At 68.0% G+C, this 20,304-nt stretch carries 20 protein-coding genes; 12 read left to right on the forward strand and 8 right to left on the reverse strand.

The window, feature by feature from the left end; translation table 11 throughout:
* Position 1: 1 nt before the first annotated feature.
* Both LHU95_RS13805 and LHU95_RS13810 read right to left on the reverse strand, forming a co-directional pair.
* On the reverse strand, positions 2 to 799 hold the full coding sequence (locus LHU95_RS13805; RefSeq protein WP_248707540.1) for a class II aldolase/adducin family protein: 798 nt from the start codon (positions 797 to 799) through the stop codon (positions 2 to 4).
* A 29-nt stretch (positions 800 to 828) separates the two neighbouring features.
* A complete protein-coding gene (locus LHU95_RS13810) occupies positions 829 to 1,791 on the reverse strand; it encodes a carotenoid 1,2-hydratase (protein ID WP_248707541.1) in 963 nt (320 codons plus the stop codon).
* A gap of 168 nt (positions 1,792 to 1,959) precedes the next feature.
* Between LHU95_RS13810 and LHU95_RS13815 the strand changes: the two genes are divergently transcribed.
* The 12 genes from LHU95_RS13815 to LHU95_RS13870 all read left to right on the forward strand — a co-directional run bounded on the left by LHU95_RS13815 (position 1,960) and on the right by LHU95_RS13870 (position 13,555).
* A complete protein-coding gene (locus LHU95_RS13815) occupies positions 1,960 to 2,826 on the forward strand; it encodes a polyprenyl synthetase family protein (protein ID WP_248707542.1) in 867 nt (288 codons plus the stop codon).
* Positions 2,827 to 2,828: 2 nt separating this feature from the next.
* Entirely contained in the window at positions 2,829 to 3,956 is a 1,128-nt protein-coding gene (locus LHU95_RS13820) for an acetylserotonin O-methyltransferase (RefSeq protein ID WP_248707543.1), read from the forward strand.
* 144 nt (positions 3,957 to 4,100) lie between these two features.
* Complete coding sequence (gene bchC, locus LHU95_RS13825) at positions 4,101 to 4,988, forward strand: chlorophyll synthesis pathway protein BchC (RefSeq protein WP_248707544.1); 888 nt, start codon at positions 4,101 to 4,103, stop codon at positions 4,986 to 4,988.
* A 44-nt stretch (positions 4,989 to 5,032) separates the two neighbouring features.
* The gene (locus LHU95_RS13830) at positions 5,033 to 5,959 is read left to right on the forward strand and encodes a chlorophyllide a reductase iron protein subunit X (protein ID WP_248707545.1); all 927 of its coding nucleotides are present in this window, start codon (positions 5,033 to 5,035) and stop codon (positions 5,957 to 5,959) included.
* A 3-nt stretch (positions 5,960 to 5,962) separates the two neighbouring features.
* Positions 5,963 to 7,462, forward strand: coding sequence for a chlorophyllide a reductase subunit Y (bchY, locus tag LHU95_RS13835; protein WP_248707546.1), 1,500 nt, complete (start codon positions 5,963 to 5,965; stop codon positions 7,460 to 7,462).
* The gene (gene bchZ / locus LHU95_RS13840) at positions 7,462 to 8,919 is read left to right on the forward strand and encodes a chlorophyllide a reductase subunit Z (RefSeq protein WP_248707547.1); all 1,458 of its coding nucleotides are present in this window, start codon (positions 7,462 to 7,464) and stop codon (positions 8,917 to 8,919) included. The genes bchY and bchZ overlap by 1 nt, the downstream gene beginning before the upstream one ends.
* A 140-nt stretch (positions 8,920 to 9,059) precedes the next feature.
* Positions 9,060 to 9,245: a light-harvesting protein gene (locus LHU95_RS13845; RefSeq protein WP_248707548.1), complete on the forward strand. Its 186-nt coding sequence runs from the start codon at positions 9,060 to 9,062 to the stop codon at positions 9,243 to 9,245.
* Between the two features lie 66 nt (positions 9,246 to 9,311).
* A complete protein-coding gene (locus tag LHU95_RS13850; protein WP_248707549.1) occupies positions 9,312 to 9,491 on the forward strand; it encodes a light-harvesting protein in 180 nt (59 codons plus the stop codon).
* Positions 9,492 to 9,715: 224 nt separating this feature from the next.
* Complete coding sequence (gene pufL, locus LHU95_RS13855; RefSeq protein WP_248707550.1) at positions 9,716 to 10,540, forward strand: photosynthetic reaction center subunit L; 825 nt, start codon at positions 9,716 to 9,718, stop codon at positions 10,538 to 10,540.
* A 17-nt stretch (positions 10,541 to 10,557) separates the two neighbouring features.
* A complete protein-coding gene (gene pufM / locus LHU95_RS13860; RefSeq protein ID WP_248707551.1) occupies positions 10,558 to 11,514 on the forward strand; it encodes a photosynthetic reaction center subunit M in 957 nt (318 codons plus the stop codon).
* A 14-nt stretch (positions 11,515 to 11,528) separates the two neighbouring features.
* Positions 11,529 to 12,590, forward strand: a complete 1,062-nt coding sequence (gene pufC, locus LHU95_RS13865; RefSeq protein ID WP_248707552.1) for a photosynthetic reaction center cytochrome PufC — start codon at positions 11,529 to 11,531, stop codon at positions 12,588 to 12,590.
* 176 nt (positions 12,591 to 12,766) lie between these two features.
* Positions 12,767 to 13,555, forward strand: a complete 789-nt coding sequence (locus LHU95_RS13870; RefSeq protein WP_248707553.1) for a DUF2189 domain-containing protein — start codon at positions 12,767 to 12,769, stop codon at positions 13,553 to 13,555.
* On the opposite strand, the gene LHU95_RS13875 is transcribed toward LHU95_RS13870, so the two are convergent.
* The 6 genes from LHU95_RS13875 to puhE are packed head-to-tail and all read right to left on the reverse strand — an operon-like array spanning position 13,556 to position 20,297.
* Positions 13,556 to 14,593 (reverse strand): phytoene/squalene synthase family protein, encoded by a 1,038-nt coding sequence (locus tag LHU95_RS13875; RefSeq protein WP_248707554.1) that lies wholly within the window; start codon positions 14,591 to 14,593, stop codon positions 13,556 to 13,558.
* Positions 14,593 to 15,480 (reverse strand): alpha/beta fold hydrolase BchO, encoded by an 888-nt coding sequence (gene bchO, locus LHU95_RS13880; RefSeq protein ID WP_248707555.1) that lies wholly within the window; start codon positions 15,478 to 15,480, stop codon positions 14,593 to 14,595. Before bchO ends, LHU95_RS13875 begins: the two co-directional genes overlap by 1 nt.
* Entirely contained in the window at positions 15,477 to 17,150 is a 1,674-nt protein-coding gene (locus LHU95_RS13885; RefSeq protein ID WP_248707556.1) for a magnesium chelatase subunit D, read from the reverse strand. Before LHU95_RS13885 ends, bchO begins: the two co-directional genes overlap by 4 nt.
* On the reverse strand, positions 17,147 to 18,199 hold the full coding sequence (gene bchI, locus LHU95_RS13890) for a magnesium chelatase ATPase subunit I (RefSeq protein ID WP_248707557.1): 1,053 nt from the start codon (positions 18,197 to 18,199) through the stop codon (positions 17,147 to 17,149). Before bchI ends, LHU95_RS13885 begins: the two co-directional genes overlap by 4 nt.
* A 47-nt stretch (positions 18,200 to 18,246) precedes the next feature.
* Positions 18,247 to 19,458: a 5-aminolevulinate synthase gene (gene hemA / locus LHU95_RS13895; RefSeq protein WP_248707558.1), complete on the reverse strand. Its 1,212-nt coding sequence runs from the start codon at positions 19,456 to 19,458 to the stop codon at positions 18,247 to 18,249.
* Positions 19,459 to 19,481: 23 nt separating this feature from the next.
* A complete protein-coding gene (puhE, locus tag LHU95_RS13900) occupies positions 19,482 to 20,297 on the reverse strand; it encodes a putative photosynthetic complex assembly protein PuhE (RefSeq protein ID WP_248707559.1) in 816 nt (271 codons plus the stop codon).
* Positions 20,298 to 20,304: the final 7 nt, after the last annotated feature.

The raw sequence follows: 20,304 nt of genomic DNA on the forward strand, positions 1-20,304 counted from the left end.
ATCAGTTCCGGAAGGATGGATCAATCCGGTCGAGCCGGCGGAGCAGCGCCGGCCATTCCATCACGCCATAGGGGCGGCGCGTCTGCGGCTGGTAGTTCATGTAGGTCTCGTCCAACACCGCCTGCGGCACCTGGATGATCTTGGCGTTGCAGGCGAGGGCCGCGAGCTGCGCGCGGCAGGACAGCTCCAGCCGATGCATGGCGTTGAACGCCTCGGCGATGGTGCGGCCCACCGTCAGCAGCCCGTGGTTGCGCAGGATCAGCGCGTTGTTGCTGCCCAGGTCGGCCACCAGCTTGGCCTGCATCGCCGTATCGAGCACGACGCCCGCATAGTCGTGATAGCCAATTTTGAGAAAGCGCATCGCCGTCTGGTTCATCGGCAGCAGGCCGCATTCCAGCGAGGAAACGGCCATGCCGGGCCAGGTGTGCGTGTGGATCACGCAGTCAATCTCGTGGCTCGCCTCGTGGATGGCGCCATGGATGACGAAGCCCGCGCGGTTCACGCCGTAGTTGAGATCCCCGAAATCGGGCTTGTGCAGGACATTGCCCTTCACATCGATCTTGATGAGGGAGGAGGCGGTGATCTCCTCATAGAGCAGCCCATAGGCGTTGATGAGGAAGGCCCCCTCCTCGCCCGGCACGCGGCAGGAGATATGGTTCGCGATCATGTCGCTCATCCCGTAGAGCGCGATGAGGCGATAGCAGGCGGCGAGGTTCACGCGGGCCTGCCACTCGGCGGGCGAGACCTTGTCGCGCAGCGAGGGGATGTCCAGGACCGGCATGGGGGATTGTTCGAGCATGGTCGTTCCTCCGAAGGATTGGCGTGATCCTAGAACCAACGCCGCGGAACCCGAAACGGCAGAATCATCTGAATGGGCAGGGCGGCGAATCGGTCGCAATCCAGGCTTTCATGCACGCCCATCGCCGTCTCGCCGCAGAGCGTGGTTTCCAGCACGCTGCGGGCATAGAAGGGCGTGTCCAGCAGTGTCTTCACGATGCGCGCCGTGCCTTCGCTCTGCGTCGCGCGGCGGATGCCCCAGAGCGAGCGGCGCATCGTCACATCGGGCGGCACGGGCATCTCCTCGATGCGGCCATCGGCATGGAAGCGCAGGGCGAGTTGCTGGCGCGTCCCGTCTCGGCGCCTTGCATCATACAGGATGGCCGCCCCCTCCTTCAGCGGCACGCGGCACCAATCCCATTCCTGGAAATCGCGCTCCAGCGGGGCCGAGCCCCAGTTGCTGTCGAAATAGCCATGCCCCTGCCAGGAGAGGCCGGGCTTCTCCAGCTCGACCTCGACATGGGCTGCCGCACTCATGGGCCGCCAATGATGGTGGCCCGCGGCATCCAGGGTGAAGACGCGCTCATTCATCGGGCCCGGCGTCAGGCGCACCTGGCCGCGAATGCCGCGCGGCAGCGGGACGGCCACCTCGTTCAGGTCCAGCGTCAGCACCTTGCCATCCCAGCGCATCGCCGAGGGGCCGATGGTGATGCTGGTGGCGTCGCGCTTCAGCGCCTGGGCCGGGCGGTCCGTCATGGCGAAGCGGGCCGGGCTGCCATAGAGCGCCACATTGATGCAGCAATGGTTCATCGGGTCCGCCGGCCCCTGGCGGCGCGCGAGCGCGTAATAGGGTGAGAAGACCGAGCCCAGGAAGACGATGATGGTCAGCCCATGCTGCTGATCCTCGCTGAGGGCATCGAGATACCACCAGGCATAGCCGTCGCGCGGCGGCGTGTGGTGGAAGCCGGGGCCCAGCACGGGACCCAGCACGGGGCCAGCCTCATCAAGTGGCAAGGGCAAATCTCCTGCAAAGACAACGCGTAGGCGGGCCGCCGCGACGCCGCGCCGGGAAAGTCAGGCGTGGTTGACAGTTTTTTCGTCTGAGCGGCCAGAATGGTGTCAATTGCGCGTGACAGTCAATCAGGAGAGTGCCATCCTCCCGACTTCGAAGGGAGCACTTCCATGGACGCGAACCGCCGCATCGAACGGCAATTGACCGAGGCCCTGGCGCCCGGGGCCACGCCGCCCTTGCTGTCACTCGCCATGCATCATGCCGTTTTCCCCGGTGGGGCGCGGGTTCGCCCGCGGCTTTGCGTGGCCGCCGCCGCCGCCTGCGGCATGGATGACCCCGTGCTGGTGGACGCGACCGCCGCCGCGATCGAGATGCTGCACTGCGCCTCCCTCGTGCATGATGACATGCCCTGCTTCGATGATGCGGCGACCCGGCGCGGCCGCCTGACCGTGCATCGCGCCTTCAGCGAGCCGCTGGCCCTGCTGGCCGGGGATGCGCTGATCGTCCTCGCCTTCCAGACCATCGCGCGCGCCTCGGCCCATTGCGCCCATCCCGAGCGGCTGGGTGCGGTGATGCGAATCGTGGGCGATGCGGTCGGCACGCCGCTCGGCATCGTCGCCGGCCAGGCCTGGGAATGTGAGACCCGTGTGGATGTGGCCGCCTATCACCGCGCCAAGACCGCGGCCCTCTTTGCCGGCGCCACCATGGCGGGTGCCGCCGCCGCCGGCGGCCCGGTCGAAGCCTGGAGCCATGTCGGCATGCGCCTGGGCGAGGCCTATCAGGTGGCCGACGATATTGGCGATGCGATTTCGGATGCCGAGCAGCTCGGCAAGCCGGTCGGCCAGGATGCCGCGCATGACAGGCCGAGCGCGGTGCGCGAACTTGGCCTCAAGGGGGCGGTCAAGCGCCTGGAGGAACTGGCGGATCTGGCGGTGGAGGCGATTCCCCCCTGCCCCGGCCGCGCCGAATTGGGCGCCTTGATGCGGCATGAGGCGCGGCGCCTCGTGCCCAAGACCCTGCCCGCGCACGCCTACTGAGTATGGTGGCCCTGACCTTACCCCTCACCTGGCGGGACCGCTTTGCCGCCTGGCATGACCGGCTGGTGGCCAGCGCCGATTTCCGCCGCTGGGCCGGCCGCTTTCCGCTGACGCGCGGCATGGCGCGGCGCCGGGCGCGTTCGCTCTTCGATCTGGCGGCGGGGTTTGTCTATTCGCAGGTGCTCTATGCCTGTGTGCGGCTCGATCTCTTCACCATCCTCGCCGAGGGTCCGCAGGAGGAGCGAGCGCTGGCGCACCGGCTGGGCCTGCCCGCCGATGCGGCCGGGCAATTGCTGGAAGCGGCCGAGTCGCTCGGCCTGACCAAGCGCCGCAACGGGCGCTGGGCGCTGGGGCAGCTGGGTGCCGTGATGGTGGGCAATACGGCCATCGAATCCATGGTGGAGCATCACGCCATGCTCTACGCCGACCTGACGGACCCCGTGGCGCTGCTGCGCGGCGGGCGCGGTGGCGGCCAGCTGGCGGCCTATTGGCCCTATGCCGGCGTGGCGAAGCCCGAGGCGCTGGGGGATGCGGAAATAGCCCCCTACACGGCGCTGATGGCGGCGTCCCAGCCGATGATCTCCTCAGAAGTTATTGATACCTATGATTTCTCCAAGCATCGCTGCCTGCTGGATGTGGGCGGTGGCGATGGCAGTTTCCTGCGCGCCGTGGCCGCGGCCACGCCCAGCCTGAACGTCATCCTGTTCGACCTTCCGGCCGTTGCCGCCCGCGCCGAGTCGCGCTTCGCGGCCGCCGGCCTTGGCGCCCGGGCGCGCGCCGTGGGCGGGGATTTCCATGCGGGGATCCTGCCCGAGGGGGCTGACATCATCAGCTTCGTCCGTGTCCTGCATGATCATGACGAGTCGGATGTGGAGCGCATGCTGCGCGCCGCCCACGCCGCCCTGCCGCCCGGCGGCACGCTTCTGGTGGCCGAGCCCATGGCCGAAACCCGAGGCGCCGAAGCCATGGGGGCCGCCTATTTCGGCTTCTATCTGCGTGCCATGGGCACCGGCCGGCCGCGCAGCCCGGCCAGGCTCTCTGGCCTGCTGGAGGCAGCGGGTTTCCGCCAGCCGCGCCTTCTGCCGACCGCGACCCCGCTGCTCACCCGCGTCCTGGTGGCGACGGCATGACCCGCTTTTGCTTTAGATCAAATGAAATGTCCATTTTGCTTGACACTCTGCTTTGTCCTTCTAGATTGACACTTCAATCAAACGGGGGAGGCCTCTAGACCGGTGGACACCATTGCAGTCCTCATGACCAAGCCGGAGCAACTCATGCTCCAGCGCGTTGACCTTCTCCCCCCGGGCGAGGCGGACGTGGTGGTTCATGTCGAGTGGTCGGGCATCAGCACCGGCACCGAGAAGCTGCTTTGGCTGGGCAAGATGCCGAATTTCCCCGGCATGGGTTACCCGCTGGTCCCCGGTTACGAGAGCGTCGGCCGCATCGTCGAGGCCGGGCCAAGTTCGGGCCAGACCATCGGAAGCCGCGTCTTCATCCCTGGCTCACGCGGGTTTCGCGATGTGCGCGGCCTGTTCGGCGGCGCCGCTGGCTGCCTCGTCACACCAGGCGCCCGCGTCATCCCCGTGGATGAAGCCCTGGGTGACAAGGCCATCCTGCTGGCGCTGGCCGCCACCGCCTATCACGCCATCGTGGACCACCCGCCGGAGCTGATCATCGGCCATGGCGTGCTGGGCCGCCTGCTGGCGCGCATCACCATCGCCATGGGCCATCCGGCGCCGAATGTCTGGGAACTCAGCGCCGAACGCGCCGAGGGTGCCGAGGGCTACACCGTGCTGACGCCGGAGAGCGACACCCGCCGCGACTATGCGCGCATCTGCGACGCAAGTGGCGACTCGAACATTCTCGACTCCCTGGTCAGCCGCCTGCGGGCGGGCGGCGAGATCACGCTGGCGGGCTTCTATGACCGCCTCTCCTTCGCCTTCGCCCCCGCCTTCATGCGCGAGGCCAGCCTGCGCATCGCCGCCGAATGGCAGGCGCAGGACATGGCTTCGCTCAATGCGCTGATCACGGCGGGCAAGCTCTCGCTCGACCATCTGATCACGCATCGTCAATCGGCCGGTGATGCACCGGATGCCTACCGCACCGCCTTCGGCGATGCGCGCTGCCTCAAAATGGTCCTCGACTGGAGAACACAAGCATGAATGCCGTGACCGGGAATGTTCAGCCTTCCGATGAGTCCGCCTCCATGGAAGTGCCGCCGGCCAAGAAGGAGACGCAGATCATCGCGATCTACGGGAAGGGCGGCATCGGCAAGTCCTTCACCCTGGCCAATCTCAGCTACATGATGGCGGCGCAGGGCAAGCGCGTGCTGCTCATCGGCTGCGATCCCAAGAGCGACACGACCTCCCTGCTGTTTGGCGGGCGCTCCTGCCCCACCATCATCGAGACCTCGTCGCGCAAGAAGGCCGCCGGTGAGCAGGTGCAGATCGGCGATGTCTGCTTCAAGCGCGATGGCGTCTTCGCCATGGAGCTCGGTGGCCCGGAAGTCGGCCGTGGCTGCGGCGGGCGCGGCATCATCCATGGCTTCGAATTGCTGGAGAAGCTGGGCTTCCACCAATGGGATTTCGACTACGTCCTGCTCGACTTCCTGGGCGATGTGGTCTGCGGCGGCTTCGGCCTGCCGATCGCCCGCGACATGTGCCAGAAGGTCATCGTCGTCGGCTCGAATGACCTGCAGTCGCTGTATGTGGCGAATAATGTGTGCTCGGCGGTGGATTACTTCCGCAAGCTGGGTGGCAATGTCGGTGTCGCCGGTCTCGTCATCAACAAGGATGACGGCACGGGTGAGGCGCAGGCCTTCGCGGACGCCGTGGGCATTCCCGTGCTGGCCGCCATTCCGGCCGATGACGACATCCGCCGCAAAAGCGCCAATTACGAGATCGTCGGAACACCTGGCGGCCAATGGGCCGGGCTGTTCGAAGCCCTCGGCGTGCAGGTGGCCGAAGCGCCGCCGCTGCGGCCCAACCCGCTGACGCATGACGCGCTGCTGAACCTGTTCAAGGGCGATGCGGTCGGCCGTGGCGTGGTGCTGAACCCGGCGACGATGGAAGACATGTGCGGCAGTGAAGTGCTGAACAAGCCCTCCCTCGAAGTGGTTTACGAGGGCGTCTGACGCATGGATGTCGCCCCCCCTCCCTCGCCCGATGGTTCGCCCTGCCACGCAGGGCGCGAGACCTTCGATGCCGCGGCCCGCGCCGCCGGCAAGACGGAGGTCATGGACCAGCTGATGAAGGACTATCCGCGCGGTCCGCATGACCAGCCGCAAAGCATGTGCCCGGCCTTCGGGTCCTTGCGTGTGGGGCTGCGCATGCGCCGCGTGGCGACCATCCTCTCGGGCTCGGCCTGCTGCGTGTATGGGCTGACCTTCACCTCGCATTTCTATGGCGCCAAGCGGACGGTGGGCTACGTGCCCTTCAACTCCGAGACGCTCGTCACCGGCAAGCTCTTCGAGGATATCCGCGACGCGGTGATCGAGACGGCGAAGCCCGAGGATTATGACGCCGTCATCATCACCAATCTTTGCGTGCCCACGGCCTCCGGCGTGCCGCTGGAACTCCTGCCCAAGGAGATCAACGGCGTGCGCATCATCGGCATTGACGTGCCGGGCTTTGGCGTGCCGACGCATGCGGAAGCGAAGGACGTGCTGACCGGCGCCATGCTGCGCTATGCCCGCAACGAGGCCGAGCAAGGCCCCGTGGCGCGTCCGCGCAACCACAAGGAAGCCCGCAACATCTGCCTGATCGGCGAGTTGTTCCCGGCTGATCCGGTGGGCATCGGCCAGATCCTGGCGCCGATGGGCCTCGCCGCCGGCGCGCAGGCGCCCTGCCGCGAGTGGCGGGATCTCTATTCGGCCCTGGACTCCGTGGCCGTTGCCGCGCTGCATCCCTTCTACACGGCGAGTGTCCGCGAATTCCGCGCCGCCGGCCGCAACGTGGTCGGCTCCGGCCCGGTCGGCGTGGATGGCACGGCCGCCTGGATCGAGGCCATCGGTATCGCCGCCGGCGTCCCGGAATCCGAGCGCGAAGCCGCCCGCCAGGCCGTGCTGCCGGCGATCCGCGCGGCCCTGGCCGCCAACCCCATCAAGGCGCGCATCACCGTCTCCGGCTATGAAGGCTCCGAACTTCTGGTCGCCCGCCTGCTGATCGAAGCCGGCGCGGAAGTGCCCTATGTCGGTACCGCCTGCCCGCGCACCGAATGGAGTGCGGCCGACGCCGAATGGCTCAAGGCCCAGGGCTGCCACGTCCAGTATCGCGCCTCGCTCGAGCAGGACATGGCGGCGATGAAGGAAGCCAAGCCCGACCTCGCACTCGGCACCACGCCGCTGGTGCAGAAGGCGAAGGAGATGGGCATCCCCGCCCTCTACTTCACGAACATGGTCAGCGCGCGGCCGCTGTTTTCCATCGCGGGTGCGGCCTCCATGGCCGGCATCGTCGCGGCGCAGACGCAAGGGCGCGAGCGCTTCGGCCGCATGGTCAGCTTCTTCGAAGGTGTCGGCACGCCCGATGGCGCGGGCTACGGCTTCCGCGAGAAGCCGGTGGACCCGCCAGGTTTCCGCGACCGCCAGCGCAAGCTGCGCGCGGCCAAGGCGAAATCCGAAGAAGCGGTGGGCACCTGATGCTCGTCCTCGATCACGATCGCGCCGGTGGATATTGGGGCGCCATCTATGCCTTCTCGGCGGTGCGCGGCATGCGCGTCGTCATTGATGGCCCGGTGGGCTGCGAGAATCTGCCCGTCACCGCCGTGCTGCACTACACGGACGGCCTGCCGCCGCATGAGCTGCCCATCGTCGTCACCGGCCTCGATGAGGAAAGCCTGAGCCAGAACGGCACCGAGCCCAATATGCGCCGCGCCTCCGCGACGCAGGACCCGGACCTCCCCGCGGTCGTCGTCACCGGCTCCATCGCCGAGATGATCGGTGGTGGTGTCACGCCCCAGGGCTCGAACCTGCAGCGCTTCATCTGCCGCACGATCGACGAGGATCAGTGGCAAGCCGCGGACCGCGCCATCAACTGGCTCTGGACCGAATTCGGCGCCAAGGGCCGCAAGATGAAGCCACGCGTCCGCAAGGAAGGCGAGGTGCCGCGCGTCAACATCATCGGCCCCATCTACGGCACCTTCAACATGCCGTCCGACCTGCATGAGATCCGCCGCCTGGTCGAAGGCATCGGCTGCGAGATCAACCTGGTCTTTCCGCTGGGCAGCCACGTCGAGGATATCGGCAAGCTGCCGAACGCCGATGTGAACATCTGCATGTACCGCGAATTCGGCCGCAAGCTCTGCGAGGAGCTGGAGCGCCCCTACCTCCAGGCGCCGATCGGCATGTTCGCCACGACGAATTTCCTGCGCAAGCTGGGTGAGCTGACGGGCCTCGACCCCGAGCCCTTCATCGAGCGTGAGAAGCACACGACGCTGAAGCCCATGTGGGATCTCTGGCGTTCGGTGACGCAGGATTTCTTCGCCTCCGCCCCCTATTCCGTGGTGGCGACGCATACCTACACGCATGGGCTCACGCAATTCCTCACCGAGGAAATGGGCATTCCCTGCGCCTATGCGGCCGAACGCCGCGCCGGCCAGAAGCCCGACAATGCCGCCACGCGTGAGGCGATGAAGAAGCCCGGCCTCGTGGTCTTCGGCAGCTTCAACGAGCGCATGTACATGGCCGAGGCCGGCACGCGTGCCGCCTATATCCCGGCAAGCTTCCCGGGTGCCATCATCCGCCGCGCCACCGGCACGCCCTATATGGGCTTCGCGGGTGCGACGTACATCATCCAGGAATACTGCAACGCGCTGTTCGACGCGCTGTTCCACATCCTCCCGCTGGGCACGGAGATGGACAAGATCCCCGCAACCCCCGCCCGCCCCTCCGATGTGTGGGACGAGGATGCGCAGGCGCTCTTGGATGCGCTGGTCGAGCGCGAGCCCTTCCTGATCCGCATCTCGGCCGCCAAGCGCATGCGCGAGCAGGTCGAGCAGGCGGCACGCGATGCGGGCGAGGCGCGCGTGACGCGCGCGCGCGCCGCGCGGACGCTCGGCGTCGAAGATTCCCTTTCGGTGGAAAGGATGCCCGCATGAGCCGGCACCTTTGCACCGCACCCTCCTGCCAGCCTGGTTCTTCCAGGCCGTCAGTCGTGCGTGACGCGCAAGCGCCACGTACATCCTTGCCGCGCGGGAAGTGCGCGGTAATGGCCGCAAGGTCAGTTGGAGGTCATTAAATGGCCGAAATGAGCACAAGGTCCGGAATTACGGAGCCTGAAGCGCGTGAAATTCACCGCTTGGTGATGCAGGGGTGGATCTTCTCCGTTTTCGCCTCGATGGGAGCACACATCCTCGTCTGGCTGTGGCGCCCGCTCGTCTACGGGACGCAGGTTGTTCCGCCGGATTGGCGGATGTTCCTGTGATCCGCGGCCGGGCATTCCGGTCCTGACCGGCAGCCCGGCTTTCTGAAACTGAGAGGAGATAACTCAATGCATAAGATCTGGATGGTGGTTAACCCACTCCGTCTTGGTGTCCTTGGCGCTGCTGGCGTCGTGGCCATCTCGGCAATCCTTCACCTCGTCGTCCTCAGCTCGCCCCGCTACTGCGATCACTGGGGCTGGTGCGCGACCACGCCGACCTTCACCCCCGGGCAGCCGGTCGGCCGCTGATCCACGAGCATTTCCTTCGGGAAGTGCCCGCGGACCTCGTAGCTCGATCTGGCGACGGACATACGGATCACGCCAACCAGGCGTGATCCGATCCTTCCCCAGGCCGGGCGAAACGTGTCGCTCCACGGCAGTGGGCGAGGCATGAGCAGCGGGCGTCGCCCGCTGCCAAGGATGACGACACACCCGGGCAGGCCGTTGCACTGCCCTCACAGGAGCATCAAGCGATGGCGATGCTGAGTTTTGAACAAAAATACCGTGTCCGCGGTGGAACACTGGTGGGAGGGGACCTCTTTGACTTCTGGGTCGGACCCTTCTTCGTCGGCTTCTTCGGCGTCACGACGATCTTCTTCACCCTGATCGGTGTGAGCCTGATCATGGTGGGCGCCGCGCAAGGCGGCACCTGGAACCCCTGGCTGATCAACATCGCGCCACCCGACATCAAATACGGCCTCGGCCTCGCGCCGATGTATGAGGGCGGGCTCTGGCAGGCGATCACCATCTGCGCGATCGGCGCCTTCGTCTCCTGGGCGCTGCGCCAGGCCGAGATCGCCCGCAAGCTGGGCATGGGGATGCACATCCCCTGGGCCTACAGCATGGCGATCTTCGCCTATGTCACGCTCGTCGTGATCCGCCCCGTGCTGATGGGCGCCTGGGGGCACGCCTTCCCCTATGGCATTTTCAGCCACCTCGATTGGGTGTCGAATGTCGGGTACCAGTACCTGCACTTCCACTACAATCCGGCGCACATGATCGCGGTGAGCTTCTTCTTCACCACGACGCTGGCCCTCGGCCTGCACGCCTCGCTGGTTCTCGCGGCCATCAACCCCGCCAAGGGCGAGCCGGTGAAGACCCCCGAGCATGAGAACACCTTCTACCGCGACTTCATCGGCTATTCGATCGGCACACTCGGCATCCACCGGCTGGGCCTGTTCATAGCCCTATCGGCCGGCTTCTGGAGCGCGGTCTGCATTGTCATCAGCGGCCCGTTCTGGACCCGCGGTTGGCCGGAATGGTGGAATTGGTGGCTTCAGCTGCCGATCTGGAATTGAGAGGAAGGGAAGCCACAATGGAATACCAATACCTCTTCACGCGGCTGCAGCCGACAGGGCCGCACTACCCCGGCGTGAAGCTCCCACCGGGCAACGGTGCCCGCGTCGGACACCCCAAGACCAGCCGCTTGCTGGGTTACTTCGCGGATGCGCAGATCGGGCCGTTCTACCTCGGCACGCTCGGTGTGCTCTCGATCCTCTGCGGCTTCATCGCCTTCGAGATCATCGGCCTGAACATGCTGGCCTCGGTGAACTGGAATGTGGTGCAGTTCATCAAGCTGCTGCCGTGGCTCGCGCTGGAGGCCCCGCTGCCCAAGCATGGCCTGCGCATTCCACCGCTGGCCGAAGGTGGCTGGTGGCTGATGGCAGGCTTCTTCCTGACCGCCGCCATCTTCCTGTGGCTGGCGCGCATCTGGCGCCGTGCGGCCGCACTCGGCCTCGGGCAGCACACCTTCTACGCCTATTGCGGCGCGGTCTGGCTCTACCTGGTGCTGGGCTTCATCCGCCCGATCCTGATGGGCTCCTGGTCCGAGGCGGTGCCCTTCGGCATCTTCCCGCACCTGGATTGGACGGCGGCCTTCTCCATCCGCTACGGCAACCTCTTCTACAACCCGTTCCACGCGCTCTCGATCGTCTTCCTCTACGGCTCCACGCTGCTCTTTGCGATGCATGGCGCCACGATCCTCGCGGTGGGCCGCTTCGGCGGCGAGCGTGAAGTGGAACAGGCGATTGACCGCGGCACCGCGGCCGAGCGCGCAGGCCTGTTCTGGCGCTGGACCATGGGCTTCAACGCCAGCTACGAGAGCATCCATCGCTGGGCCTGGTGGTTCGCCATCCTGACCGGCATCACCGGCGGCATCGGCATCCTGCTGACCGGCACCGTGGTGGATAACTGGTATCTCTGGGCGGTGGATAAGCGCTTCGCACCTGCCTATCCGTCGGTATGGGGTGTCATCCCCGTGCCGGGCCGCTGAGAGGAGAACCGGACATGAAGTTCAATCTCATCTTCGGCGGACTTGTCGCCGCAGTGGCTGGCCTCGCCTTCGTGGTGGTCACTTTCGAGCGACCATCCCCGGTGACGGAGCAGGGCGGCTTCCGCGGTACCTCCATGGGGCGGGTGGACAACCCCCGCACCGTGGCGGCGCTCACGGCACGCAACCAGGCCCCGCCCGCCATCGAGGCGGCGGAGGATGATCCGACCAGCCCGCGCGCCTCCGAGATCTACGAGAACGTCCGCGTCCTCGGCCATCTCAGCGTCGAGCAGTTCGGCCGCATCATGCAGGCGATGACCGAGTGGGTGTATCCCGGCGAAGGTCCGAACCAGGGCTGCAATGGTTGCCATGTCGAAGGCAATTTCGCGGCCGAGGGCAAGTACCAGAAGACCGTGGCGCGGCGGATGCTGCAGATGGTGCAGACGATCAACACCACCTACTCCAGCCACGTCAACGCAGGCGCGGAGCCGGTGGGCGTGACCTGCTACACCTGCCACCGCGGCAACGCGATCCCGGCAGCCGTGTGGTCCAGCGCACCGCCGAATGCCCGCATGCACCGCCTGCTTTCGACGGCGCCCGAGCAGAACCGCCCGGTGGCGGCCACGGCCTACAGCACGCTGCCGACCGATCCGTTCACGCCCTATCTGCTGCGTGACAATCCCATCGGCGTGCAGTCCGGCGCCGCGCGCCAGGCGGACAACAATGCGAGCATCCTTCAGACCGAGTGGACCTACTCGCTGATGATGCACATGTCCTCCTCGCTCGGCGTGAACTGCACCTTCTGCCACAACAGCCGCAACTTCTCGGGCTGGCAGGACAGCACGCCGCAACGTGTCACGGCCTGGCATGGCATTCGCATGGTGCGGGCCATCAACAATGACTACATCGAGCCGCTGCGGCCTGAATTCCCGCCGCATCGCCTCGGCCCGCTGGGCGATACGCTCAAGGTCAACTGCACCACCTGCCACCAGGGCGTGAATGAGCCCCTGCGTGGTGCCCGGATGCTGCGGGACTATCCGGAGCTCAACCCGCCGCCGCGCCGGGCCAGCCTCGAGTAGCCTCGGCCGAACGGGGCGCAAGCACCCCTTCCCAGCAACGCGGGCGGCGCAAGCTTCCCGCGTTTTTTTGTGCCCGGCGCGGGGCGCCTGGGTGTAGCCTGACACTTGGTCGGGGTTTCCGCCCCGGCCGCCGCCCAGCGGCCTCGGCTTCGCAGTGCCGCCAAGGAGCCACGCAGATGGCAAGCACATGGGATGAAACCCTCGGCATGGCCGAGGCCCCGGCACAGATCCGGCGCATCGGCCTGCAGGACCTCGGCATCGCGCTGCGCCTGGGCTGGGCGGATTTCGTGGCCGCCCCGACGCAGATCGTCTTTCTCTGCCTGATCTACCCCATCATCGGCTTTGTGCTGGGCAGCGCCGCCGCCGGGGGCGCCCTGCTGCCGCTCATCTATCCGCTGCTGGCCGGCTTCGCGCTGATGGGGCCCCTCGCCGCCCTGGGCATCTATGAGATCAGCCGGCGTCGCGAGGCGGGGCTGAGTGCCGGCTGGACCGCCATGTTCGGCGTGCTCCGCTCCCCCGCCATCTTCTCGATCGCGGCACTGGGCCTCGGGCTGCTCGCCATCTTCGCGCTCTGGCTGATGACGGCGCGCGGGCTCTACCTCGTCACACTCGGCACCGCGATGCCCGCCAGCCCGATGGCCATGCTGGACGCGGTGATGGGAACCACGCGCGGCGTCTGGCTCATTGCCCTTGGCAACCTGGTCGGCGCGGGTTTCGCCGTGCTGGTGCTGGCACTCAGCATCGTCTCCTTCCCCATGCTGCTGGACCGCAACGTCACCCCGGGCGAGGCGGTGCGCTGCTCATGGGTGGCATTCCAGACGAATTGGCTGGTGCTGCTGGCCTGGGGCGCCATCGTGGCGGTGCTTCTGGCGCTGGGCATGGCGCTACTGTTCGTGGGCCTGGCGGTGGTGCTGCCGCTGCTCGGGCACGCCACCTGGCATCTCTACCGGCGGCTGATCGCCTGATCAGCCGGCATTGGGGGCGATATCGCGCTCGGCCAGCCGCTGGCGCTCCTCGAGCTGGGCGAAAAGCTCGATCGCCCAGCCGATGCGATCGCCCAGGCTCTGCGCACCAATGGCCAGTTCCGTCGCCGGGACGGCATGGACCAGATAGGCATTGGCGGCCAGCGGCGGCTCATGCGGCACGGCGCGGCGCGGCATGCCCGGCAACCAGGCCTGGGCCAGCAAGGCGATCTTGCGCTTGGAGGTGACGACGGCGCGGCGTGAGACGCTGTCATAGCCCGCCCGCACCACCTCGGCGCCGATTTCCGCATAGATGCTGTGCGCGGCCCGGATCGCCGGCCGGCAATCGCGCGGCAGCATGGCGATGCCGGCTTCGGCGCGCGCATAAAGGCGCGTGGCCTCGGCGAGCAGGCGGGCCGTGACGCTGGCGACGCCGGCGGAAAACCTGGGTGCGGCCAGGAAGGCATCGGGGTCGATATCCGCCTCGCGCAGCCACTGGCGGGGCAGATAGAGGCGGCCATTGCGCGCATCCTCCCCCACATCCCGCGCGATGTTCGTGAGCTGCATGGCGGTGCCCAGATCCGTGGCGCGCGCCAGGGCGGCGTGACGGCGCACGCCCATCAGCAGCGTCATCATGGCCCCCACCGTGCCGGCCACGCGGGCGGCATAGCCGTACACATCCTCCAGCGTTTCATAGCGGCGGCCGGAGGCATCCCAGGCGAAGCCATCCAGCAGCGCCTCGGGCAATTCGCGCGGCATGGCGTGCTGCGCCACCACATGCGCGAAGGCGCGATCCGCCGGGTGGTCGATCGGCTCACCGCGATAGGCCGCATCCAGCCGCGCGCGCATTTCCGCAAGGCCGAGGGCCGCGTCCTGCGCCTCATCCACCGCGTCATCGCCCAGGCGGCAAAAGGCGTAGAGTGCCGTCGCCGGGTCCCGCACGCGGCGCGGCAGCAGCAGGGAGGCGGCGTGGAAGCTCTTGGAGCCGACGCGCAGCAGGTCACGGCAGGCGGCCAGGTCGGCCTGGAACTGATCCGTCATCATACGTCCTCCAGAATGGCATGCAGGACGCTCTCCGGCGCCTCTTCATGGGCCAGGTGGCCAAGTCCAGGCAGGGCGAGAATGCGCGCCTGCGGCAGCATCCGATGCAGGCGCCGGGCCTCCGTCGGGCGAATGGTGCGGTCCTGCTTGCCGATGATCAGCAGCAGCGGCGTGGCGAGCTTCGGCAGGTCCCGCGCCAGGGCGTGCAGGTCCCAGGCCGCCATCATGCCGAGGGTCGCGGCGATGTGCCCGGGCCGCCGGAACAGCCGCGCATAGAGCTCGACGCCGGCCTCATCCAGCCGGGAGCCCGTATCATCCAGCAGGCGCCGCACCACGGCGGCATCGGCCGCGCGCCAGGCAAAGAGGCGCGGCATGCCGGGCAGCCGCACCATGAGGCGCGCCAGGGGCGAAAACACCTGGCCGGCCCAGCCGCCAAGCGGCAGCAAGGCACCATTGATGGAGACCAGCCGGTCCGGCGCCACCAGCCCATCGAGGCACATGCGCGCCCCCAGCGCCGCACCCGCCGAATGGCCGATGATCTGCGCCGGCCGCGCATCCAGGGCGGCCAGCAGGGCGGCCATGGCCTGGGACATGGCCACCATGGAGAGTGCCGCGGCCGGCGCCTCGCCCGAGAAGCCCTGCCCCGGCAGATCGGGCGCGATCACCGTGAAGCGCTGAGCGAGGAGCGGCATCAGCTCCCGCCAGGAATGGGTGGAAGCGCCCGTGCCGTGCAGCAGCAGCACGACCGGCCCCTCACCCATCACCTGCACATGCCAGCGCACCCCGCCCGCATGGACGAAGCGGCTCGCCGCGCGATGCGGCCAATCCTGCGCCTGCGTCCAATCCTGGCTCGCCGCATCGGGTAACAGGGCCAAGGCGAGGCTCATGCCGCCATCATCCCGAGGCGCACCGCACCCGCCAGCGCCTGGGCGCCGGCCTGGGGCAGTGGAAGGCAGCGCCCGCCCGCCGCCGTGGCCAGCGTGGTGGAAAAGGGCTGTGGCCGGGGCGCCGTATCCACGATGAGGGTGGTGTGGTTCTCGGCCCGCAGCAGCTTGGCGACGGCCAGCGCGTCTTCCTCGGCGATGGGGCGGCCGGTGCGGCCGTCGCGCGCCATATTCGCGCGGCCATCGGTCAGCACGACGATGAGCGGCGTGCGCCCGGCGCGGCGCTCCAGCCGGGCCATGGTCAAGGCCACATCCAGCCCCGAAGCCAGCGGGCTGGCCCCGCCGCCCGGCAGGCCCGCCAGGGCGCGCTTGGCACGCACCAGGGATTGCGTCGGCGGCAGCAGCATCTCGGCCGCCTTGCCGCGAAAGGCGATGACGGCCACGCGATCCCGCCGCGAATAGCATTCGGCCAGCAGAAGCTCGACCGCGCCCTTCGCCTCGGCCAGGCGATTCAGCGCGGCGGAGCCCGAGGCATCCACCACGAAGATCGCCGTGCTCTCGCTGTTTTCGCGGAAGCGCTTGATACGGAAATCCTCACGCCGGACGGCGATCACCGCATGCTCGGCGCGCGGGCGCAGCTTTTGCCAGGGGGCCGCGGCGCGCAAGGTTTCCAGCAAGGCGATGCGGGCGCCGTTGCGCGGCTCACCCGGGCGGGTGCCGATGGGGCGGCCGCGCTTGAGCGAAATGCGCTCCGCCCCTTCGCGCCCGGCGGTGGGGGCGCGGGCACGCAGCCCGGCCTCGGCCAGCGATGCGAGGAGCTGGGCGGGCAGCAGCGCGCGCTCTGCCGCCAGCACCACATCCTCCAGCTTGTCGGAGGTCTTGGGCTCCTGCTCGGTCTTGGCTTCCGGCTCGGGCGGGGTTTCCGGGGGCTGTTCGGGCGGGGGCTGATCCGCCGGCGCGGGCAGCATGGTGGCGCGCGGGCCCAGCACCAGGCGCACCGCCAATTGCGCGTCGGACGCATCGGGCGCGGTGCGGCCATGCAGCGCGGCCGAAGCCCGCGCCGCCCGCAAGGCCAGGGCCGGCGCGCGCAGCGAGGCGATGCCCGCCGCCATGGCCGTGCCCAGGATGGCCTCGATCAGCGCGTCATCGCTTTCGACCTTCGCCAGCCGCGCGCGGGCGGCGGCGACCTGGCCGCCGTTGAAGAGGCTGACGGCCGGCGGCTCGCTCAGATCGGGCTGGAAGGCCAGGCGGTCCGCCAGGGCGGGCGGCGGGGCCTCATCCTCCAGCCCTTCATCGAGGGCCACCATGGCGTAGCGATGCGCCTCCTGCCCCAGGGTCAGGCGGGCGGCGGTGGCGCGGGAGAGGCGTTCCGCCATGGGCATCACCAGGATGCCCTCGGCGGTGGCTTCCAGCAGGCCGGGGCGCTGCACCGGGCGGCCCTTGGCCAGGGTCGCCGTCAGATCGAGGCCGCCCAGCAGCGCGTCATCGCCAATGCCGGGCGGCAGGCGGCGCTGCGGCATGTCCTGCGGCAACAGCGCACGCAGCGTGGCCAGCCAGCGATCCCGCTCGAAACCGGGGCGGCAGCGCAGCACCGCCCCCCCGAGCCCGACGGGGTCCACCGCCAGGAGGCAGGCAGCCATGGCCGCATCCTCGCCTGGCGAGGGCTCGCTCACGGCCCAAAGACCTCCTGCACGGCGCGCGCCACGCGGGTTGTCGCCACCGCATCATCCAGCGGGTTGCGGCGCAGACGGTGCCGGAGGGCCAGCGGCGCCAGGCGGCGCAGATGCTCCAGCGTCGCGGCCTGCTCGCCCTCGAAGGCGGCGAGGGCGCGCGCGGTGCGCATCAGAGTCAGCTCGCCTCGCAACCCATCCGTGCCGGCATGGATGCAGAGCTTCGCCGCCATCTCCAGCACGGCATCGTCCATCGTCACCTGGGGCAGCAATTCCCGCCCGGCGAGGATGCGCGCGCGCAAGGCTTCCTCCTCGGGCTGCCACTTCGCGCAAAATGCCGGCGGATCGCGCTCGAAGGCATCGCGGCGCTTGATGACCTCGATGCGCATCGGCAGGTCGGTCGGCGTCATCACCTCGACGGAGAGGCCGAAGCGATCGAGCAGTTGCGGCCGCAGCTCGCCCTCTTCAGGGTTGCCGCTGCCCACCAGGACGAAACGCGCGGGGTGGCGGATGCTCAGGCCATCACGCTCCACCACATTCTCGCCGGAGGCCGCGACATCGAGCAGGAGGTCCACAAGGTGGTCCTCCAGCAAATTCACCTCATCAATGTAGAGAAAGCCGCGATGGGCGCGGGCCAGCAGGCCAGGCTCGAAGGCCTTCTGCCCCTGGGTCAGCGCCTTTTCCAGATCGAGCGCGCCGACCACGCGATCCTCGGAGGCGCCGAGCGGCAGGTCCACCACCGGGACACTGACCGAGATCGCTTCCGCCCGGCGGCGCGCGCAGATGTCGCAGCCCGGCGTGGGCTTGCCCGGTTCGCAATTATAGGCGCAGCCGCGAATGGCGCGCATGGGCGGCAGCAGCGCCGCAAGCGCCCGGATGGCGGTTGATTTGCCGGTGCCCCGATCGCCCAGGGCGAGGACGCCGCCGATGCTGGGATCCACGGCACAAAGGCTGAGTGAAAGGCGAAGCTCCTCCTGGCCGACAATGGCCGAGAAGGGGAAGACCAGCCGTGGCGCCGGCGGCGTGGCGCCCTTGCGCCCCGCCTTCCTCACGCCACGACCCTCAGATGACCTGGTTCCGATAATCGAACCATCCATGCTCAGGCGACCCGCCGCGGCTGGAACCGCGCCCAGACCTGCTGCAGGGCCGACATCAGGTGGTCAATATCCGCATCCGTATGCGCGGGCGAAGGCGTGAAGCGCAGCCGCTCCGTGCCGCGCGGCACGGTCGGGAAATTGATGGGCTGCACATAGATGCCGTGCTCCTCCAGCAGCAGATCGCTGATCTGCTTGCAGAGGACGGCGTCATACACCATCACCGGGACGATATGGCTCGGATTGTCGAGATGCGGGATCTGCAGCTCATCCAGCCGCGCCCGCACCTTGGCCACGCGCTCATGCATCCGGTCCCGCTCGACGGCGCTCTCCTTGAGGTGGCGGATGCTGGCGGCGGCACCAGCGGCCACGGCCGGCGGCAGCGAGGTCGAGAAGATGAAGCCCGAGGCGAAGCTGCGCACGAAATCCACCATATCGGCGGAACCCGCGATGTAGCCGCCGATCACGCCATAGGCCTTGGCCAGCGTGCCCTCGATCACGGTCAGGCGTGCCTGCACGCCATCGCGCTCCGAAATGCCGCCGCCGCGCTTGCCGTAGAGACCGACCGCATGCACCTCGTCAAGATAGGTCATCGCGCCGAATTCATCCGCGAGATCGCAGATCTCGGCGATGGGGGCGACGTCGCCATCCATGGAATAGACGCTCTCGAAGGCGATGAGCTTGGGCGTCTCGGCCGGGATCGCGGCCAGCTTGGCGCGCAGGTCATCCAGGTCATTATGCTTCCAGACCACACATTCGGCGCGGCTGTGGCGAATGCCCTCGATCATCGAGGCGTGATTCAACTCATCGGAGAGCACGATGCAGCCCGGCAGGCGCGAGGCCAGCGTGCTCAGCGTCGCCCAGTTGGACATATAGCCGGAGTTGAACAGCAGCGCCGCTTCCTTGCCGTGCAGATCCGCGAGCTCACGCTCCAGCATGATGTGCTCATGGTTGGTGCCGCCGATGTTGCGCGTGCCGCCGGCGCCAGCGCCGCTGCGGTCCAGCGCCTCATGCATGGCGCTCAACACCTTGGGGTTCTGGCCCATGCAGAGATAGTCATTGGAGCACCAGACCGTCACCTCGCCCACGCCACTCGCGCCGTGGTGCTTGGCGCGCGGGAAGGCGCCGGCCTGGCGTTCGAGATCGGCGAAGACGCGGTAGCGGCCTTCCTTGCGAAGGCCATCAAGCTGTGTGCGGAAAAGGGTATCGTAATTCATGTTTTTCTGGCCTTCCTCTTTGTTCATGGCCGCGACGGCAGCCGAGCCGTTTCCACATGCTGCGGGCATGGGGCCGTATTCGCGGGCGCCTGCCCCGGCCTGCCCCAGGTCCAGAGACCATCCAGCGGCAGGGGCAGCATCAGGAACCAATGCTCAATCACGGCCAGCGCCATCAGCGCCGCCACCAGCGTGCTGGACGCCGCTTCGAAATCACCAGCACCCAGGCCGCGCTGCACCAGCACCGCGACCGCAACCGTGCCGGCCGTAATGGAGACCGGGAACAGCGCATTCATCGTGCGGCGGCGAAAATAGCTCGCCAGATGGGCCAGATGCGGCGGCAGCATGCTTTCGCCCAGATTGCGCGCGCCGAGATAGATGTTGATCTTGGCACTCTGCCGCATCACCCACAGCACGAGGTAGGTGTGCAGCGCCACCTGGTTCGGCGCATCCCAGAGCAGTGCGACCAACAACAGCCCCAGCGCCAGGATGGCGAGCTCATGATGCAGGATGGTGCGCAGCGCCGCGATGAAACGCACCCAGCCCTCCGCACCCGGCGGGCAGGGCTTGCGGCTTGGCCCGGTGACCAGGCCGGTGAGGAAGCCGATCTCCCCCCAGGCCCAGACCAGGACGCCGCAGGCAAAACCCAGATAAGCGGCCGAGACACTGACATCATCCGCCAGCGCCACGACACCATAGAGCGCCCCGCCCAAGGCCGCAGTCGCCCCCGCCATCGTCCAGCGGAAGCTGCGCCGCGGCAACTGATCCAGCAGGAACACGAGCGCGGTCCCGAACCACCAGACGAAGACCGCGAAGAGGACGGGGAGGATGTGCTGCAGCACGCGGGGC

The organism is Sediminicoccus sp. KRV36 (assembly GCF_023243115.1).
Lineage (GTDB): Bacteria > Pseudomonadota > Alphaproteobacteria > Acetobacterales > Acetobacteraceae > Roseococcus.

Bases quoted from the DNA above. Each gene is read 5' to 3' on its own strand.
- LHU95_RS13805 (WP_248707540.1), bottom strand. From the start codon at position 799: ATGCTCGAACAATCCCCCATGCCGGTCCTGGACATCCCCTCGCTGCGC.
- LHU95_RS13875 (WP_248707554.1), bottom strand. From the start codon at position 14,593: ATGACGGATCAGTTCCAGGCCGACCTGGCCGCCTGCCGTGACCTGCTG.
- LHU95_RS13820 (WP_248707543.1), top strand. From the start codon at position 2,829: ATGGTGGCCCTGACCTTACCCCTCACCTGGCGGGACCGCTTTGCCGCC.
- LHU95_RS13870 (WP_248707553.1), top strand. From the start codon at position 12,767: ATGGCAAGCACATGGGATGAAACCCTCGGCATGGCCGAGGCCCCGGCA.
- pufL (WP_248707550.1), top strand. From the start codon at position 9,716: ATGGCGATGCTGAGTTTTGAACAAAAATACCGTGTCCGCGGTGGAACA.
- LHU95_RS13830 (WP_248707545.1), top strand. From the start codon at position 5,033: ATGGAAGTGCCGCCGGCCAAGAAGGAGACGCAGATCATCGCGATCTAC.
- LHU95_RS13845 (WP_248707548.1), top strand. From the start codon at position 9,060: ATGGCCGAAATGAGCACAAGGTCCGGAATTACGGAGCCTGAAGCGCGT.
- bchZ (WP_248707547.1), top strand. From the start codon at position 7,462: ATGCTCGTCCTCGATCACGATCGCGCCGGTGGATATTGGGGCGCCATC.
- LHU95_RS13850 (WP_248707549.1), top strand. From the start codon at position 9,312: ATGCATAAGATCTGGATGGTGGTTAACCCACTCCGTCTTGGTGTCCTT.
- pufM (WP_248707551.1), top strand. From the start codon at position 10,558: ATGGAATACCAATACCTCTTCACGCGGCTGCAGCCGACAGGGCCGCAC.
- LHU95_RS13815 (WP_248707542.1), top strand. From the start codon at position 1,960: ATGGACGCGAACCGCCGCATCGAACGGCAATTGACCGAGGCCCTGGCG.
- bchO (WP_248707555.1), bottom strand. From the start codon at position 15,480: ATGAGCCTCGCCTTGGCCCTGTTACCCGATGCGGCGAGCCAGGATTGG.
- pufC (WP_248707552.1), top strand. From the start codon at position 11,529: ATGAAGTTCAATCTCATCTTCGGCGGACTTGTCGCCGCAGTGGCTGGC.
- hemA (WP_248707558.1), bottom strand. From the start codon at position 19,458: ATGAATTACGATACCCTTTTCCGCACACAGCTTGATGGCCTTCGCAAG.
- bchC (WP_248707544.1), top strand. From the start codon at position 4,101: ATGCTCCAGCGCGTTGACCTTCTCCCCCCGGGCGAGGCGGACGTGGTG.
- bchY (WP_248707546.1), top strand. From the start codon at position 5,963: ATGGATGTCGCCCCCCCTCCCTCGCCCGATGGTTCGCCCTGCCACGCA.